The 17,657-nt window shown below is 51.6% G+C and carries 14 protein-coding genes; 3 read left to right on the top strand and 11 right to left on the bottom strand.

The features are described 5' to 3' along the window. Positions 1–23 precede the first annotated feature (23 nt). Both HFP08_RS15985 and HFP08_RS15980 read right to left on the bottom strand, forming a co-directional pair. A complete protein-coding gene (locus HFP08_RS15985) occupies positions 24–947 on the bottom strand; it encodes an ABC transporter permease (RefSeq protein ID WP_168121595.1) in 924 nt (307 codons plus the stop codon). A 268-nt stretch (positions 948–1,215) separates the two neighbouring features. Next, positions 1,216–3,534: a helix-turn-helix domain-containing protein gene (locus tag HFP08_RS15980; protein WP_168121594.1), complete on the bottom strand. Its 2,319-nt coding sequence runs from the start codon at positions 3,532–3,534 to the stop codon at positions 1,216–1,218. A 194-nt stretch (positions 3,535–3,728) separates the two neighbouring features. Between HFP08_RS15980 and HFP08_RS15975 the strand changes: the two genes are divergently transcribed. Next, a complete protein-coding gene (locus HFP08_RS15975) occupies positions 3,729–5,039 on the top strand; it encodes a glutamate-1-semialdehyde 2,1-aminomutase (RefSeq protein ID WP_168121593.1) in 1,311 nt (436 codons plus the stop codon). 118 nt (positions 5,040–5,157) lie between these two features. On the opposite strand, the gene HFP08_RS15970 is transcribed toward HFP08_RS15975, so the two are convergent. The 5 genes from HFP08_RS15970 to HFP08_RS15950 form a co-directional block, all read right to left on the bottom strand. Beyond that, the gene (locus HFP08_RS15970; protein ID WP_168121592.1) at positions 5,158–6,000 is read right to left on the bottom strand and encodes an NAD-dependent epimerase/dehydratase family protein; all 843 of its coding nucleotides are present in this window, start codon (positions 5,998–6,000) and stop codon (positions 5,158–5,160) included. 19 nt (positions 6,001–6,019) lie between these two features. Further along, positions 6,020–6,880: an inositol monophosphatase family protein gene (locus tag HFP08_RS15965; RefSeq protein ID WP_168121591.1), complete on the bottom strand. Its 861-nt coding sequence runs from the start codon at positions 6,878–6,880 to the stop codon at positions 6,020–6,022. Positions 6,881–7,305: 425 nt separating this feature from the next. Next, on the bottom strand, positions 7,306–7,629 hold the full coding sequence (locus HFP08_RS15960) for a hypothetical protein (RefSeq protein WP_168121590.1): 324 nt from the start codon (positions 7,627–7,629) through the stop codon (positions 7,306–7,308). 35 nt (positions 7,630–7,664) lie between these two features. After that, on the bottom strand, positions 7,665–8,870 hold the full coding sequence (locus HFP08_RS15955) for a D-alanine--D-alanine ligase family protein (RefSeq protein WP_168121589.1): 1,206 nt from the start codon (positions 8,868–8,870) through the stop codon (positions 7,665–7,667). Between the two features lie 35 nt (positions 8,871–8,905). Continuing rightward, the gene (locus HFP08_RS15950; protein WP_240941461.1) at positions 8,906–10,174 is read right to left on the bottom strand and encodes an amidase domain-containing protein; all 1,269 of its coding nucleotides are present in this window, start codon (positions 10,172–10,174) and stop codon (positions 8,906–8,908) included. A 226-nt stretch (positions 10,175–10,400) separates the two neighbouring features. Between HFP08_RS15950 and acnA the strand changes: the two genes are divergently transcribed. Then, positions 10,401–13,115: an aconitate hydratase AcnA gene (acnA, locus tag HFP08_RS15945; protein ID WP_168121588.1), complete on the top strand. Its 2,715-nt coding sequence runs from the start codon at positions 10,401–10,403 to the stop codon at positions 13,113–13,115. A gap of 84 nt (positions 13,116–13,199) precedes the next feature. Here acnA and HFP08_RS15940 read toward each other — a convergent pair whose 3' ends face one another. Continuing rightward, positions 13,200–13,964 (bottom strand): IclR family transcriptional regulator, encoded by a 765-nt coding sequence (locus tag HFP08_RS15940; protein WP_168121587.1) that lies wholly within the window; start codon positions 13,962–13,964, stop codon positions 13,200–13,202. Positions 13,965–14,326: 362 nt separating this feature from the next. Here HFP08_RS15940 and HFP08_RS15935 point away from each other — a divergent pair, with 362 nt between their 5' ends. Continuing rightward, entirely contained in the window at positions 14,327–15,349 is a 1,023-nt protein-coding gene (locus HFP08_RS15935) for an alpha/beta hydrolase (protein WP_168121586.1), read from the top strand. A 124-nt stretch (positions 15,350–15,473) separates the two neighbouring features. On the opposite strand, the gene folE is transcribed toward HFP08_RS15935, so the two are convergent. The 3 genes from folE to queG form a co-directional block, all read right to left on the bottom strand. Next, positions 15,474–16,067 carry a GTP cyclohydrolase I FolE gene (gene folE, locus HFP08_RS15930; RefSeq protein ID WP_168121585.1) on the bottom strand — a complete coding sequence of 198 codons (594 nt, stop codon included), beginning with the start codon at positions 16,065–16,067 and terminating at the stop codon, positions 15,474–15,476. A 35-nt stretch (positions 16,068–16,102) separates the two neighbouring features. Then, on the bottom strand, positions 16,103–16,342 hold the full coding sequence (locus HFP08_RS15925; protein WP_168121584.1) for a YneF family protein: 240 nt from the start codon (positions 16,340–16,342) through the stop codon (positions 16,103–16,105). Positions 16,343–16,495: 153 nt separating this feature from the next. Next, the gene (gene queG / locus HFP08_RS15920) at positions 16,496–17,647 is read right to left on the bottom strand and encodes a tRNA epoxyqueuosine(34) reductase QueG (protein ID WP_240941460.1); all 1,152 of its coding nucleotides are present in this window, start codon (positions 17,645–17,647) and stop codon (positions 16,496–16,498) included. Between the last annotated feature and the right edge of the window lie 10 nt (positions 17,648–17,657).

The following is a 17,657-nucleotide window of genomic DNA, read 5'->3' as shown; positions in this document are numbered from 1 at the left end:
GGTTAAGCCGGCTGTATACGCGCCTACCATAGAGAGTGATCCGGATTGATTTTTTTGACAATAGAATTGGCCATAAGCACCAGCACCAGTCCCACAACCGACTGATACAATCCTGTTGCGGCGGACATCCCGACATTGCCCAGCTCTCGCAGCGAACGGTATACGTAGGTGTCGATGACATCGGTAGCGCCATAGAGGAAGCCTGAATTATTGGGAATAAAATAATGCAGACCGAAGTCTCCGCGGAACATGCCGCCTATGGACAGAATCAACATAATGATCACTAGCGGCGCCAGCAGCGGAATGGTAATTTTCATCGCCATCTGTCTCTTCGTAGCCCCGTCAATCTTGGCGGCTTCGTAATACTCGCCGTTAATCCCCATTATTCCCGCAAAATAGATGAGCGTGGAAAATCCTGCCGCCTTCCATATATGAAAGATAATGAGAATATAGGGCCACGCTTCCGGATTCTGATACCAGCTTACCGGGTCCGCTCCGAAGGAAAGCAGCATTCGGTTCAGAAAGCCTTCGGAATGGTTCAGAAAGGCATAAGCGATATACCCGACCAGCACCCACGAGAGAAAATGGGGCAAAAACAGCGAAGTCTGATAAACCTTGGTCCACCTGGCCCGGATTTCATTCAACATAACAGCAAACAGAATCGCGATACAGGTCGTCAACAAAAGATAGGCGCCATTATAAAGGATCGTATTGCGGGTGATGCGCCAGGCTGCGTCTCCGGTGAACAAGTATTTGAAGTTCTCCAGTCCTGCCCAGTCGCTCCCGAATATTCCTTTGTCGTACCTGTACTTCTTGAAAGCAATCAATAACCCGACCATAGGAAGGTACGCAAAAATGAGTTTGTATACGATCCCCGGCAAGGATAAAATGAACAGCTCCCGGTTTTTCCAAAAATGACGCATTTCCCTTCCAACAAAATTCAGCATAGATTTAGTTCCTCCTGTTCAACGATGCTTGCTGAGGTGTGACAGGTCTAACAGTAGGACATGAATGGCGGAAACGGTACTGTACATACGCAAGATATCTGCAAAAACACATGTACATATCCCATTTTGCTGCAACTGAAGGCCCTTCAAGCGATGTACAGTCAGGGTAAGTCGGGGAGAGTAATCAACAAAGAAAAACCCTCCGTTTAAAAACGGAAGGCTGTTTCCAGTATGTTGATTCTATGCGAGATCGGCAAGGTTCGATTGCTCATGTATTTCGATTAATGGCCGACCTCAGCCGATACTCCTTCGGTGTCGTGCCGTACTGTCGTTTGAACAATCGGTAGAAGTAGCTTTCATTGCCGTAGCCGACCTTATCCATAATCTCCGCCACCGTCAAATCATGGTTCTCCAGATACATTCTGGCCATGGCCAGTCGAGTCTGATTAATGAAGTCGACCACGGTTATCCCCTCTTGCCCCTTGAAAACCTGTCCAAGATAAACATGGCTCATCCTCAGCATATCTGCAATCTTCTGAACGTTGAGGTCCGGGTCCGAATAGTGCTTCTCCACAATTTCTTTAATCGTATCGGCGATGAGCTGTGATTTCTCATCGCGTGCGCTTTGACGCTTATCGAGCACTTCACCGATGGCATCCATCAGCACCTCATGGATTTCATCCAAAGTTTCCTTCTCCAGAATGCGCTGATTGATGGCCTGCAGATTGACGGAAACCGGATTCAGCTTGTTATGGTTCATTTCGCTCAAGGTATTGTTAAGCGTCACCACCATATGCAGCAGCGCGGAAAACATATTCTCAAAGCTGAACATTCTTATAAGCTCCATCCATCGCAGCACACCGTCGTTAATGCTTTCTCTGTCGCCGCTCTTCAATCCCTCAGTCAATTGGCGTTCCAGCTCCTGTGGAATATGAAATTGCTCGAACTCTTCGTTGTTCTTTACTGTATCGGGGTCGATGATTGCCTGCTTGCCCAGAATCATCCGGTAATTGGAATGACGAAGATCCTGCGTATAATAGGTTGTAATATCCCGGTAAGATTCAAATACGCGGCTTAACGTAACGGAGAAGGTAACCCGGTAGTAACTTCGCACCATCTCCTGCGCCTCCAGAAAGATCTTATGCAGGTCGTCAAGTCCAATCCCTTCGCTCTTGCTGATTACAAAAACCAAATGATCGCTTTTCAAATCAACAGCTTCGCTGGAGTAGCTGCGGCGCAGCAGCTCCTGCGTAATATTGGAAATAGCGAAATTGAGCAGCGACAAGGCTGTATCCGCAGTCTGGCTCGAGATTTCTCGCAGATTGTCGATGCGTACCAGAGCCACGACCAGACTTCCATGCGGCAAAACATCAATGCCGTACTGCTCTCTTCGAAGTTGGAATTCCTGCTCGGAAATGCTCTCGCTAGCCGTGATCAGGCTCCTCAGGTGATAGACCTTGGAGATATTGATTTGGACAGTCTGGTCCTTCTCCATCTTCTTCAGCTTATCCGTAATCTCAGAATAACTGGTTGCGATAACGGACAGCTCGTCGCGGGGCTGATTCGTTTTCCCATGGGGTCCATTGCCCTTGACCAATGTCAGCAAATGGCCTACAGGCCGGTAGATCCGGACAGAGAAGTAGACGGAAATCAGCACCGTTAACAAGACGACGGAGAACGTGACCTGAGCCGCCGTCCATTTTAATTGCCGGACGTTGTTCATCACCACACTATAATCCTGCAAGCTAATAATCTGCCAATTGTTCATACCTCTGGTCAGATAAGTTACCCTGTATTTTTTGTCATGCTGGTTATAGGTGAAATAATCCATTGTTTTACCCGATGAGGCAATGCGCTGCAGCAACGTATTTTTTACATCCTGCTCCTCCAGCGGGTTGCGATCATTGGATATGAGCACCTTGCCCTCGCTGTCGGTTATAAAGATAACATCATTCTCCCGGTCCGCCAGTGCATTAAGCGTTTTCAAATTGTCAAGCATCCAGGTCGGCTTTATATTGAGAACGAGAAGATTGCTGTTTACCGAATTCACAGTGGGGCCGTCGTATACAAACAAGGAGAATACATCAAAGCTGTCATCGTCCCCATCCATCTCCATGGGAATCAACTGCAGCTTAGGAATGGTGGTATGCGAATCGACATACCGACCAATGGCATCATAGAGCTGATTGTTCTCGAGATCGTGATTAAGGGAAGAGAAATAGCGATCCTGTTTGCCGTTATAAAAAACAATAGAATGGAGATAAGGCGATGTGGCCACAAGGCCGTTCAGCTTTTCCAGCTTCAGAATGCTCTGCTTGAAATCAGCTCCGGATTTCAAAGCGATCATATCCTCGTCATTAAATAAAGAAACGGCCAATTCTTTGACGATTTCATTCATATTCTCAATGTTGAAATTAATCTGGGTCAGCAGTTTTTGGTCCGCGTCATTTTGCATACTGAATACCTTGCTTTGGGCATTGAAATAGAGGATGACCGAGGTCATCACCAGGATAATGACAACCAGCATGAAGCTAAGCAAAATTCGCTGCAAGTATTTCCGCGACCGGAGCAACTCAAGAATATTCATTGACAACCTCTCCCGAAAGCAAACTTGTGCTAACACTATATATGGTAAGGTTGGCGATGTCAATTGCATTTCCACGCCTGCAAGCCCCGCCCCTCTCCGAGCCGCTTGTATGCCGCCCCTCGTACCTGCAGTGCAAATTTACAAAAGTCTTATTGAAATGGTATCATCAAAAGAGCTATGAAAGGAGCTCATCCATGACCAAATCCAGACCGCAATCCGCTGCGCTCTACGAGCAAGCGCTCCAGCATATTGTAGGAGGCGTGAACAGTCCGTCCCGGTCGTTCAAAGCCGTCGGCGGCGGCGCGCCCGTATTCATGGAACGCGCAGAAGGCGCTTATTTCTGGGATGTCGACGGCAATAAGTACATCGACTATCTGGCCGCCTATGGCCCGATCATCGCGGGACATGCCCATCCCCATATTAACGAAGCAATCATCAAAGCCGTTCAGAGAGGCACCTTGTACGGTACGCCGACAGAGCTGGAAATCCACCTTGCGCGCATGTTGAAGGAGGCTGTCCCTTCCATGGACAAGGTTCGCTTCGTCAATTCCGGCACCGAAGCGGTCATGACGACCATTCGCGTTGCCCGCGCCTATACGAAGCGCAACAAAATCATTAAATTCGCCGGCTGCTATCACGGCCATTCCGATCTCGTGCTTGTCGCGGCGGGCTCGGGCCCTTCGACGCTTGGCATTCCCGACAGCGCAGGCATCCCGACCAGCATTGCGACCGAGGTCATAACCGTGCCGTACAACAATCTCCCGGCGCTGAAGGACGCGCTGGAACGCTGGGGCGATGAAACCGCCGCCGTCATGGTCGAGCCGATCGTCGGCAACTTCGGCATGGTTATGCCGCATGAAGGCTATCTCGAAGGCTTGTGCAAGCTGACGCGGGAGGCTGGAGCGCTTGTCATCTACGACGAGGTAATCAGCGCATTCCGCTTCCATTACGGCTCCTCCCAGACGTTCGGCGCCTTCCCGGATCATGCGGCGATTGAACCCGACCTTACCGCGCTTGGCAAAATCATCGGCGGCGGGCTTCCCATCGGCGCCTATGGCGGACGCCGCGACATTATGGAGCAGGTCGCTCCTCTCGGACCTGCTTATCAGGCGGGGACGATGGCGGGCAACCCCGCCTCCATCTCTGCCGGCATCGCCTGCCTGGAGGTGCTTCAAGAGGCGGGCATCTACGACCGCATGGACGCGCTCGCCGCCAAGCTCGCCGAAGGCTTGCAGGCTGCAGCGTCCAAGCACGGCATCCCTTTGACCATCAACCAGATCAGAGGTTCGTTCTCCGCCCATTTCTGCAACCATCCCGTTACGAATTACGAGGAAGCGCAGGATACCGACGGCGAATTGTTCGGCAGATTCTTCCGTCTGATGCTGGACAGCGGCATCAATCTGGCTCCCTCGAAGTATGAAGCCTGGTTTCTCACGATCGCTCATACGGAAGAGGATATTCATACAACCATTATTGCCGCAGAGCAAGCTATGTCCAGTCTGTAGCAGACGACATCGTTTCAACGGAGTCTTCAACAAGGCACCGTCAGAGCCACATCTGCAAACCAAAAAAGGGCTGTCCCTTGTCAGTTACGACATGAGGGACAACCCTGTCTTCGGCTCCTTATTCCCACTTGAACTCAGGAACGAATCCCAGCATGGTTGCCGCCTTGCTGCAATCATGCACGCTCGCGTTGCCCGGCAAAGGGCACCTCAACTCGGCATGAGGGAAATAATGCGCTAACAGCTCCTCAGTTTGCCTGACAGATTTGCTGTTTGCCGCGGTAATGTGAAACACCTCGTGCCCCTTGAATTCCGCTTCGATGGCGAGTCGGAATGCCCTCGCGCAGTCGCGTATATCAATATAAGTCCATAAATTATCAATTGCGCTTGATTCAGGATCATTCAATTGCTTGCGAAAATAGTCCATATCGTATGCTTCCGGCATCAAAACCTCGGAGATGCGAAGCGAAGCAATCGTCATGCCGAATCTGCGCGCCATGCCTTCGGCCACCTGCTCGCCGACCAGCTTGGACATCCCGTAACTGTTGTCCGGCGTTGCCGGATGCTCTTCATCCAAAGGGAAGTACAGCGGAATGCTTTTGGTATAATTGAACGTATTTCCAAGCGCGCAGTCGCTGGAAGCGATTGCCGCCTTACGCATGCCAAGCTGTCCCGCCGCCAACAAGGCATTATAAACTCCCAGCACATTGTTATGGAACACTCTTGAGTCCTCGTTCTTCATGGGAACTGGAATCGCGGCAAGATGGATAACGGCTTGACAGCCTTCGAACGCCTGCATAACCTCATGGTATTGCGTCATATCGGCAACCTTGTTGATAACCGATTCAAGATCATGTTGCAAGGGCTGAAGCGTAACCGCGGTTACGTCGTAACCTTGCTCAAGTAATTGTCGCACCACGGCTTTGCCTACTTTGCCGTCCGCTCCGGTTACAGCCACGCGCATGCGTATAATACACCTCCCCCTAATCGCAAGCTTCGGTCTGCTCAAGCGCCTGCAGCAGCTCCTCATGCAAGTAACCGTTCGTAGCGGCAACGTTCCGCACGCCAAGATGATAGGTTTCTCCCCTCGTGTCCGTCACCGTTCCCCCTGACTCCTTGATGAGCAAATACCCCGCCGCCATATCCCAACTGTTTAGTCCGATTTCCCAGAAGCCGCTTAAGCGGCCGGCAGCCACATATGCCATGTGCAGCGCCGCCGAGCCGGCAATTCTCAAATTTCTCACCTGAGGGGCGATAGCTTGTACGCCTTTCAAATTGACGGGCAGCGCATACGTATGATCAGCCGGCAATCCGGTCGCGATCAAGCTGTCTCTCAGCTTCGATTCAGAGGATACCTCCATTCTGCGTCCATGTACATAAGCGCCCTTGCCTTTCTCTGCGACGAATAGTTCATCCTTGATTGGATCATAGACAACGCCGACGATGACTTCGCCCTTATAGGCCAGCGCGATAGACACGCAGAAGAAGGGGAAGCCATGCACGAAGTTCGTGGTCCCGTCAATCGGATCGACGATCCAGAGATACTCGGCGTCGCTTACGTTCGCCAGCGCTTGAGCGGACGCCTCCGGACCCGGCTCAACGCCTTCTTCTCCAAGAAAAGCATGATGGGGAAAATGTGTTCCGATCAAGTTTCGAATGAGCCGCTCCGAGCCTTTATCGACCTCGGTCACAAGATCATGCGATGAATATTTCAAATCGAGCTTGGTGTAGTTGCCAAGCTTGGATGTAATCCATTCTCCCGCTTTGGCCGCGCAATTAATCGCAACGGCGGTAAAGCTTTTGCTTCCCAATACGGAGCCTTCGTTGTTACTATTCTCGCTCAAGTCTGTCACCCCTTACTAGATTCGATCTTCTCATCATACGTTTTGCAAGGTCCATTGGTTTCTAGCAAACGTACCCTATCTGCTTTCATTTCAAATTTGGACTTTCCTCTTTTCTGTCCTTCGTTCAGCTTGATCGTCTAACCGCTCATCTTAGCAGCGCAGCTGGAGCGGCCATTTCACCGCAAGCGGTTTCATCTTATCCCGAACGACTTTGAAATCACTATCCTTCTCTTCGGCGAGCGCCGCGAACATGAGGACAGGGACGATGATGACATCGCCCCCCGAATCCTACTATGCTTCCACACATGGCTGCGAGCAAGCCGGGAACAATTAAGATTATCCATTCCATCTTGTTGCAATCATCTTTTTGATTCCGCGCCACGCAACAATCTATTTCATCATAGCTTGTCCGAATTCATTCGGAGTCATCCATTCACATGCTCTCCGAAGAACATCTCGTCCGCGAGCGCCGTCTGGATGCGCGCTTCCTCCTCGGTCAGCTTGCGAACAAGCTCCATCTCGACGCCGGTAATTTCTTCTCCCTGGAAGTTGATTTCCGCAATGGAGGCGGATATGCGCACAATCGCTATCGCCTCGTTATTTGGCGTATAGGCGATGACCTTCTGTCCTGTCGGATAGACGCGGAAGCCCTTCTTCACCATCTTACCCTTGCCGTACTCGAGCAATTCATACAGCTCTTGCTCGGATTTGAATTTGCATACGGAATTAAACTCGGTCTCAAAGCCCATAAATCATTCTCCTTCGCCTATTAAATAAGATACCTCTATAAGGTTTCACCGATGAAATCAATGTTCTGCTTCTCTGCATGACGTTCAATCGCAAGAGATACGAGCGTATCAAGCAGTTCCTTGTACGAAACGCCCGTTTCGCGCCATAGCAATGGGTACATGCTGAACGGCGTAAATCCCGGCAATGTATTTAATTCGTTAATGTACAGCTTATTATCCTGCTTTTGCAAGAAAAAATCGACTCTGGACAATCCCGACCCGTCAATAGCCTGAAAAGCCCGGATCGCCATCTCTCGAATTTCATCCGTCGTCTCCTGCGGAAGCTCCGCCGGTATGATCATCGAGGACTTGCCGTCGATATATTTGGCCTTGTAATCGTAAAATTCGTTGGATGGGGCAATCTCACCGGGAACGGAAGCCCTCGCCTCGTCATTCCCCAGCACGCTGACCTCGATCTCGCGAGCGTCGATGAATTCCTCAACGATAACTTTGCGGTCGAATCTGAACGCATACTCTACCGCAGCTATGAGCTCCTCGCGGTTCTTCGCCTTGGATACGCCGACGCTTGAGCCCAGATTGGCCGGCTTGACGAAGCAAGGGTAACCGAGCGAAATTTCGCATTCCAGCAATTGATATTCCTGATCCTTCTTCCACTGCGCTCGGTTGAAATAACGGAATACGCATTGCGGCAAGCCTTCCTGCGCGAAAATCTTCTTCATCATGATCTTATCCATGCCCACTGCGGAAGCAAGCACGCCCGCGCCGACGTAAGGGATATTGGCCATCTCGAACAAGCCTTGGATGGTGCCGTCTTCTCCAAAGGTGCCGTGCAACAACGGAAACATAACATCAATCGAGCCCGACTCGGAATCCCCGCCCTCTGCAATCGCGCCGGATTGTCCGCTGATTGCGGCTTGCTTGGCCGTTTTGGTCAACGGCGAATTTGCCGCTTTTGAAGACTCTCCTAAAGCGGAGTCGTCAAGAGCGCTGAACAACGGCGCAAGCGATCTGCTCGAAGTACCGCCATCCCCGTCTCCAAAACGCAGAGCGTTCGCATCGGCAGGCGGAGCAAGCAAAGCCGCGCCAGTCTTCCACTCTCCCGTTTTCGTAATATAGAATGGCTTTATTGTGTATTTCTTATAATCGAATTCGCGCATGACGGCGTATGCGGTCTGCAGAGACACCTCATGCTCTCCCGACTTCCCCCCGTATACGAGTCCTACTGTTATCTTGCTTCCCATGGCTAATCCTCCGGTATGTTAAGTGGTTGTAACCTTTAAAGCGTGTCTGATAGATGGAAAAAACGATACTTGGTCTGCGGCGTCCATGCGTACGAATCCTGATAATCCCAATAACGATGTCTGCTTGCTACCGTATTCGCGTTCACGAGCGGCTGTCCCGCCGCATCGAACGCCGTCACAATCGTGCTGTGCTGATAGCGATTGTCGCCGTTCCAATCGTAGGTAATAACATCGCCAAGCTCCAGCTCATCCGCGGACTGAACCATCGTTGCTCTAAGACCGCTTTTGCGCGCAGCCGTCAGATAGGTCATAAGCGCATGCGAAACCGCCCAGCTATAGCTCCACAGCTCCTGACCTTTATTTCTCCCCTTATACCACCAGCCGCTTCCTCTTCCATCAGTATAGTTCATAGGAGCATTGCCTGCAAAGATGCATTGCGATACATAATTCGTGCAGTTCACATCGAACAGCTCGTATGCCGGATTCCCCTCATTCCACCAGCGATCCGCATATTCGGCTGCCAATTCCCTCCTGTATTGGATAGGGATTGGACGGTGTTTGAATTGCCGCATTAGGTCATAATTAAGATAGGGCATCGACGGCGTCTTCGTACCGGTTTCCTCCGGATAAGCATCATGCTCCGTGACCCATTGTTGGCTGGCAGAGCCGTAGCGCGGTCTTCTCTCGGCAATTACAGGCTCTACCTTGACAATCGCCCATTGCTTGTCGAATCGGCTTAGCCATAACCGTTCCGTTTCCAATCTCTCTTCCTTATAATAAAGCCCGTTCTGCTCCATTCTGCGCGAGACATGAAGCTGCAACAGAAGCGTAAGCTCTCCTGACGCTTCGTTCAAGCGCATTATTTTCGCCTTCGTTTCGCTGCCCGCGGTCAAGGCGCCTCTCAGCAAATCGCGTTCGCGAAGGCGCGCTAGACGACTGCCCAGTCTTTCATTATGAATGTCATCCGTTACGAAATCAGATAATACTCTTGCGTGCTGCTCCGTCTCGGCTTGATTGTAGCGGTTGACATATTGGTGAACGAGAGATTGCCAATCCTTGGCTTGAGTCTTCTGAAGCAATGCCGATTGGACGGAATCCGAGGTTTCGAGAATAGAGCTGAGTTTAAGTTGAATGGGATGTTCGGGCTTTTTCTTGCGCGGCAGCGACAACTTGGCATGCGGACGTACGGCGTGCGTGCGAACCAACTCCCGTCGATTTATCATAGTAGCAGTCCCTGGCATAGCTTGCCGAATATTGCGCTTATGTCGTTGTCGATTGGGCATTCGGCCCCCAGCTTTCGACATTACGCATCCTCCTGACATGATCACGATTTCAATGTTGGTACATTATATGATCGGCAATTCCAAATCATGTAACTTTTGATGGAGATCATGGATGAAATGGACTTTACGACAGGCTTCTTTAGAGCTATACTAGAAGCATAAGGATTTTGAAATTGTGTTTCATATAGTGAAACAACAATGGTTGACCATCATCCGTTGAATCTAAAACCAAGTAAGGAGAATTGCGATGTCTAAACAAAATCAGTATTCCGTCCGCACTACGCTCGACGCCGGCGGCAAATCCTACGCTTACTATCGTCTAAGCGGTCTGGAAGAGCAAGGTCTCGGCGACATCTCCAAGCTGCCTTTCTCAATTAAGGTATTGCTTGAAGCCGCTGTCCGTCAGTTCGACGGCCGTGCGATTACCCCCGAGCATGTCAAGCAGCTCGCCAACTGGTCAAAGAGCCGCGAGGACAAAGAAATTCCGTTCATTCCCGCACGTATCGTGCTGCAAGATTTTACAGGCGTGCCTGTTGTCGTTGATCTCGCCGCAATGCGCGACACGGTGAAGAAAGCCGGAGGAGATCCGAAGCAGATTAACCCGCTTGTTCCGGTTGATCTTGTTATCGACCACTCGGTTATGGTTGATGCATTCGGCAACGAAGATGCGCTGGAATACAATACGAAGGTTGAATTCGAACGCAACGGCGAGCGTTACCGCTTCCTGCGCTGGGCGCAAACCGCATTTGACAACTTCCGCGCCGTTCCCCCTGGAACAGGTATCGTTCATCAGGTTAACCTTGAGTACTTGGCATCCGTCGCCGCTACGAAGAGCGTTGACGGCGAAACCGTTGTCTATCCGGATTCGCTGGTAGGCACCGATTCCCATACCACCATGATCAACGGTCTCGGCGTAGTTGGCTGGGGCGTTGGCGGTATCGAAGCGGAAGCCGGCATGCTTGGTCAACCGCTATACTTCGTAATGCCTGAGGTTATCGGCTTCAAGCTGACAGGAAGCCTCGCGGAAGGCTCCACAGCGACCGACCTCGCGCTTACCGTTACACAAATGCTTCGCAAGAAGGGCGTTGTCGGCAAATTCGTCGAATTCTTCGGTCCTGGTTTATCCAACATCAGTCTTGCCGACCGCGCAACGGTTGCCAACATGGCTCCTGAGTATGGCGCTACCATCGGCTTCTTCCCGGTAGACGGCGAAACGCTTGATTTCATGCGTCAAACCGGCCGCAAGGATGAGCAAATCGAGCTTGTCGAAGCTTATTACAAGGCGCAAGGCATGTTCCGCACGGATGCAACGCCTGATCCGGTGTTCACCGATATTATCGAGCTTGATCTTTCCACAATCGTGCCTTCCCTGGCCGGACCTAAGCGTCCGCAGGATCGCGTAGAGCTTACTTCCATGAAGCAAGCCTTCAACGACATTATCCGCACGCCGATCGAAAAGGGCGGCTATGGACTTAGCGACGAGAAGATCGCTCAATCCGTTCCTGTGGCCCACCCGGACGGCAAGCAATCCAAGCTTACGACTGGCGCGGTTGTCATCGCGGCGATTACGAGCTGTACGAATACATCCAACCCGAGCGTTATGCTGGGCGCGGGCCTTGTGGCGAAGAAAGCCGTTGAACGCGGTTTAATGAAGCCGGGCTACGTGAAGACCTCCTTAACGCCGGGCTCGCTCGTTGTTACGGAATATTTGAAGAAAGCCAATTTGCTGGAATCCCTTGAAGCCCTTGGCTTCTACTTGGCCGGCTATGGCTGCGCGACTTGTATCGGCAACTCCGGTCCGCTGCCTGAGGAAGTCAGCCACGCTGTCGCTGAGAACGACATGACCGTTGCTGCGGTCCTTTCCGGCAACCGTAACTTCGAAGGCCGCGTCCATGCGCAGGTGAAAGCGAACTATCTGGCTTCTCCTCCGCTCGTTGTCGCTTATGCAATTGCTGGAACGGTCAACATTGATCTGACGAAGGATCCAATCGGTCATGATCCGAACGGCGAGCCCGTTTATCTGAAGGATATCTGGCCAACGAACGACGAAATCAAAGAAGCGGTCGCGACTGCCCTGACGCCGCAAATGTTCCGCGACAAATACGAGAATGTATTTACGCAGAACGAGCGTTGGAATGCAATCGACGTGCCGGAAGGCGAAAGCTACGAGTGGGATGATAAGTCCACTTATATTCAAAATCCGCCGTTTTTCGAGAATCTGAGTCCCGAGCTTTCCGATATTGCGAACATCCCGTCCGCTAACGTGCTTGCTCTGCTCGGCGATTCCGTAACAACGGATCATATTTCCCCTGCGGGCAACATTACCGTGAACAGCCCGGGCGGCAAATATTTGATCGAGAACGGCGTGGAGCGCAAAGACTTCAACTCCTACGGCTCGCGTCGAGGCAATCATGAAGTGATGATGCGCGGAACATTCGCGAACATCCGTATCCGCAATCAGGTTGCTCCGGGCACCGAAGGCGGCGTGACGACCTATCTTCCTACCGAAGAAGTGATGTCCATCTATGACGCATCCATGCAGTATCAAGACAGCGGCAAAAACCTGGTTGTTATTGCCGGCAAAGAATACGGAACGGGAAGCTCGCGCGACTGGGCTGCCAAAGGTACGTACCTGCTCGGCGTGAAGGCCGTTATCGCGGAAAGCTTCGAGCGTATTCACCGCTCCAACCTGGTCGGCATGGGCGTTCTGCCGCTGCAGTTCCAAGAAGGCAGCGGATGGAAGACGCTCGGCATTACAGGTCGCGAAGTATTCGACATTACCGGGTTGTCCAACGATATCAAGCCGGGTCAAGCCGTGAAGGTAACGGCAACTCGCGAAGACGGAACCAGCTTCGAGTTCTCCGTCAATGTTCGTCTTGATTCCTTGGTCGATGTGGATTACTATCGCAACGGAGGCATCCTGCAAACGGTGCTTCGCCAGATGATTGCAGAAATGAAATAAAGAAATACGAAAACAAAAACCCGTCATACTGCTCTTCCAAAGAGCGGAATGACGGGTTTTTCCGTGTGCTGCAACTTACATCTATTAGCGAATCATCGTTCCCATGCGTTTGGCGGCTTCAATCATAACTGGAGCGTATTGCGCCATAATCTCCATCGTCATACGACTAGCAGGCCCTGATACCGACAATGCGGCCGCAAGCTGCCCTGTTCGATCGAAGATTGGCGCGGACAACGCCGCCGCTCCCGGCTCCCGTTCCTCGAAGCTGGTCGCGTAACCAAGCTTAAGCACCTCCTGGAGCTGCTTCCGGTATGTGCCTTCCTCAATATAGTCGGGCCAAGCCGGCGAGTTTAGAATGCTGTCCTGCACGATTTCTTCCGAATAGGCGATCAGCACCTTGCTCGACGCTCCGGCGAACAAAGGCAGCCTGACGCCGACGGGAGCAACTCTTCGGACCGGTTGATTGCTCTGTACGGCCTGCATGCGAATACGGTCGGTTCCGTCTCTGACATAGATGCTGACTGTTTCGCCTAACTGATCGCGCAGTCTAACCATCTCCGGCAGCCAAATTGTCGCTTGATCATCGGTTCGCGAAAGATTGGCGGATAACTCCCATACCTTGAGGCCCAGATGATAGCGCTCGGTTGACGGCTCCCGCTCAATAAAGCCTTTCTCCTCCAATGTAGCCAGCATCCGATGAACGGTGCTTTTGTGCAAGCCTACATGCTCGGCAATTTCCGTCATGGCCCAATCTGTTTTCGCTGTGAAGCACAGCAGAATATCCAATGCGCGATCTACCGCGCGAACCGTCGATCTTCCTTCCGCTACGCGTTTATCCCCTGTGTCCATGAACGGCACTCCTTCCCTCATGCTGAATGATGCGGAGCAGATACACTTCTGTTTCATATATTAAAACTTAATTTCAAATTCAATGAAATCAATTCTCATTTAGTATACCGAAATCTTGCAGCCTCGTAAAGCTTTGGACGGATTATTACATATGGTTACAAAGAACTAACAATCTCTCGACATGAATTGACAGATGCATACTAAGGGGCCTACCATTAAAGTAGAACAGCTTTTAAATCCGATACATTTTTTCCATGACAACAATGACATTATCCGAGATGATATGTGGCAGCGCTTGCAATATTTTCACACCAACCTTCTGCACTCGACCCGCACGCATAACCGACAAAGGAGGGCTTCGAATGAATTCCATCTACCCTGCGGCCAACTTGCCTGCCAACCTTCCCTCCCTTGAGGTTCCGGGAGTCAAACGGGGCACGCAATACCTGACAGCAACGATTGCAGCATTCTTGGCGCTGCTTCTCATAACCGCCTTCATCTTTCACGGCTATGTGGCGTGGATGCTTGCCTATCCCTATGTTGCTCCTCTTCACTCCAATCCTGAGAAAGCCATTGGATTAGCATATGAGGATGTTGTGTTCCCCAGCCATTCCGGCAAAACAACCGTAGGCGGCTGGTACATTCCCGCGAGCTCAAATGATGATCACACCCTTCAGAGCGCGATTGGCTCCGCTTCTTCTCGCACCGTCGTATTCAGCCATGGCTACGGCGCCAACCGCGAAGAAGATTGGGTGCCGATGTACGAGCTGGCGGAATTGCTCCATGATATGCATTATAATGTGCTGATGTTTGATTACGGCTATGCGTCCAAGCAATACAAAGCCCCTGCCACAGGCGGTCATGAAGAATCGCAGCAGCTTCTCTCCGCAATTGACTATGCCCATTCGAGAGGCGCAGAGGAAATCGTCGTATGGGGCTTCTCCATGGGAGCCGGCACTGCGCTTCAAACGGCCCTTTTGACCGATGAGATCGATGCGATGATACTGGACAGCTTGTTCATTCCAAGCTCGGAGACGCTATTCGATAACTTGAAGCAGTTCGTGCCGCTCCCCAAGTTTCCCTCGCTGCCTCTGATTGAAGCTCTAATCCCGCTTTGGACAGGAACAAGCTTCGGCTCCATCCCGGCAGAGAAGGTAGTCGCAACCGATTATCGCATGCCCGTCTACATTATTCACGGCACCAAGGACGCGAAGGCCTCCTACGCCACGGCCGAGGAAATTTCGGAGCGCCAGTCTAATCCGTTGTCCCGATCCTGGATCGTTGAAGGCGGCCAGCATGAACTGCTGTTCCGCAGTCATCCGCGCGAATATATTCAGCGCACTTCTTTATTCCTGAGCCAGGTGGATCAAATCTTGCATGCCTGATTCCCCCGAGCTATTTTTCAATAGTTATATCAAGTTGAAAAAGGACAAGCACACCTCCATGAATGGAAGAGGTTTGCTTGTCCATTTCTTTCATCTTCGCTCCCTGAGCCCCTTGAATGACGAATTATTGCTTAAGCAATGCCAGAAATTCCGAGCGAAGCGCCGAGCTGCTGCGGAATTCGCCGCGTACCGCCGAAGTGACGGTTTTGCTGCCGGGCTTCTTGACTCCTCTGGCGCACATGCATAGATGCTCGCCCTCAACAACGACCATCACGCCATGCGGCGCGAGCTCCTCATCGAGAATATTCGCAATTTGCGAGGTAATCCGCTCCTGCACCTGCAGACGGCGGGTAATGGCTTCAACCAGGCGCGCAAGCTTGCTCAGTCCTGCAATTTTGCCGCTCGGAATATAACCGATATGCACTTTGCCGAAGAATGGAGCCATATGATGCTCGCATTGACTGTAGTACACGATATCCTTCACGATGACTAATTCTTCATGCTGTTCATCAAAGGTTACGCCAAGCACATCCCTCGGATCGACTTCATAGCCTGCGAAGATTTCTTCATACATGCGGGTGACGCGGGCGGGCGTTTCAAGCAGACCTTCCCTCTCCACGTTCTCGCCAACGAGCTTCAGAATTTCCTTCACATGATACTCGATCTGTTCCCGGTTGCTTGTTACCTTAGAATTGACGTAATCTTTCTTTCCCGCCATTCGTTATCGCCCCTTCCGGTTCCGCATGAAGCCTCTTATTTGCGAGGCGCTTTTTGGTTTTTCATGAAATTTTGGTTCTTCATCATGTTTTGCGCACGTGTCATCTGTTGTTTGTTGAGATTATAGCCCATTTGCTTCGCCATGCGCTGCATCATCTCCGGATTATTCTGCATGCTTTCAAGCTGTTTTCTCAAATAATATACCCCGACGAAAAAACCGCCGACAGCCCCCACAAGCAGTGTCGCGATCGGAATAACGATATTGTACCATTCCATCTATATCACCTTTCCCTTTCCATTTATATACGCCAAATTGAGCTACGACAACCTGTATCATAGCATGTTCCCACTAGCTTCTGCAATGAATTACTATCTTGGAATTGATGGATGTGATCGCAGCAGAGCGCAAATCTGCGGAATGCTGCTATTTCAATCCTTTGCCTGATCCTGAATGCTTTGAATCGCGGTCGTGATGAGCTCGCGCGCTTCCATATCCTCTTCGCGTTCATACGCCGTCTCCAATGCGTCTAGAGACTGATTCCCTCCTATTCGGCCAAGCGCCCAGGCAGCGGTTCCCCGCAATACAGGCCGTGGATCCTCCTTCAGCACGTGAACGAGTTCGGGGATCGCCGACTCGTCCTTGAAATTGCCCAGCCCGATAATCGCGTTGCGTTGAATCGGCTTCCTTCCCCTCCACGCTGAAGAGGTCGCTCCGTACCGCTCTTTGAATTCGCGATTGCCCATGGTCAGGAAAGGCTGCAAAAGCGGCTTCACAAGCTCGGGATCGGGCTGAAGATCCGGGTGCTGCGTCCAGTTCTTTCCTTTATTCTCCGGACATACGATTTGACAGGTATCGCAGCCGTACAGCCGATTGCCAATCTTGCGCATATACGTATCCGAGAGCATGCCCTTGGTCTGCGTCAAAAACGAAATGCAACGCTGCGCATCCAACTCCCCCGGACCTACCAGCGCGCCTGTCGGACAAGCGTCAATGCATTTGGTACAGCTTCCGCAGCCCTCCGTAACCGGCTGATCGGGTTCCAACGGCAAATTCGTGATCATCTCGCCGAGATAAATCCACGAACCGAGTTCCGGTGAAATAATCGCGCAATTTTTCCCGCTCCATCCGATTCCTGCGCGCTCGGCTACAGCGCGGTCCGAGAGCGCGCCGGTATCGACCATGCTTTCCGCTCGCAGATCCGGTACCCGCTCTCTAAGCCAAGCCTCCAGTTTCTGCAATCGGCCCCGCAGCACAGTGTGATAATCACTGCCCCAAGAGGATCTGGAGATAATGCCTCTGCAGGCGCCCGGCTCGGATTTTGGTGGATTCGGCAGCTTGGAAGGGTAGGCGACGGCAATCGCAATAATGCTTCGAGGCCTGTCGAACAGCAAGGACGGGTTTGTTCTGCGATCGAGATCCGGTTCTTCGAAGCCCGATTCTCTGCCCAGCTCGCGATGACGAATCAGCTTCTCCTTAAGCGCGTCGAACGTGTTAGGGGAAGAGACGCCTATCGCGTCAATCCCAAGCTCGCGCGAAGCCGCTTTCATCTCTTCTTTCAACTTTACCCAGTTTGCGTCCATTTCCTGCAAA

This window comes from Paenibacillus sp. HB172176, assembly GCF_011947265.1.
Lineage (GTDB): Bacteria > Bacillota > Bacilli > Paenibacillales > Paenibacillaceae > Pristimantibacillus.
Note: the sequence above shows the minus strand (reverse complement) of the source record. Positions and strands in the feature narration are given on the sequence as shown.

What these genes read in the sequence shown, in the direction of transcription:
- HFP08_RS15925 (WP_168121584.1), bottom strand. Translation starts at nt 16,342, where the DNA reads ATGGAATGGTACAATATCGTTATTCCGATCGCGACACTGCTTGTGGGG.
- folE (WP_168121585.1), bottom strand. Translation starts at nt 16,067, where the DNA reads ATGGCGGGAAAGAAAGATTACGTCAATTCTAAGGTAACAAGCAACCGG.
- HFP08_RS15935 (WP_168121586.1), top strand. Translation starts at nt 14,327, where the DNA reads ATGAATTCCATCTACCCTGCGGCCAACTTGCCTGCCAACCTTCCCTCC.
- HFP08_RS15975 (WP_168121593.1), top strand. Translation starts at nt 3,729, where the DNA reads ATGACCAAATCCAGACCGCAATCCGCTGCGCTCTACGAGCAAGCGCTC.
- HFP08_RS15940 (WP_168121587.1), bottom strand. Translation starts at nt 13,964, where the DNA reads ATGGACACAGGGGATAAACGCGTAGCGGAAGGAAGATCGACGGTTCGC.
- HFP08_RS15955 (WP_168121589.1), bottom strand. Translation starts at nt 8,870, where the DNA reads ATGGGAAGCAAGATAACAGTAGGACTCGTATACGGGGGGAAGTCGGGA.
- acnA (WP_168121588.1), top strand. Translation starts at nt 10,401, where the DNA reads ATGTCTAAACAAAATCAGTATTCCGTCCGCACTACGCTCGACGCCGGC.
- HFP08_RS15950 (WP_240941461.1), bottom strand. Translation starts at nt 10,174, where the DNA reads ATGTCGAAAGCTGGGGGCCGAATGCCCAATCGACAACGACATAAGCGC.
- HFP08_RS15970 (WP_168121592.1), bottom strand. Translation starts at nt 6,000, where the DNA reads ATGCGCGTGGCTGTAACCGGAGCGGACGGCAAAGTAGGCAAAGCCGTG.
- HFP08_RS15985 (WP_168121595.1), bottom strand. Translation starts at nt 947, where the DNA reads ATGCTGAATTTTGTTGGAAGGGAAATGCGTCATTTTTGGAAAAACCGG.
- HFP08_RS15960 (WP_168121590.1), bottom strand. Translation starts at nt 7,629, where the DNA reads ATGGGCTTTGAGACCGAGTTTAATTCCGTATGCAAATTCAAATCCGAG.
- queG (WP_240941460.1), bottom strand. Translation starts at nt 17,647, where the DNA reads ATGGACGCAAACTGGGTAAAGTTGAAAGAAGAGATGAAAGCGGCTTCG.
- HFP08_RS15980 (WP_168121594.1), bottom strand. Translation starts at nt 3,534, where the DNA reads ATGAATATTCTTGAGTTGCTCCGGTCGCGGAAATACTTGCAGCGAATT.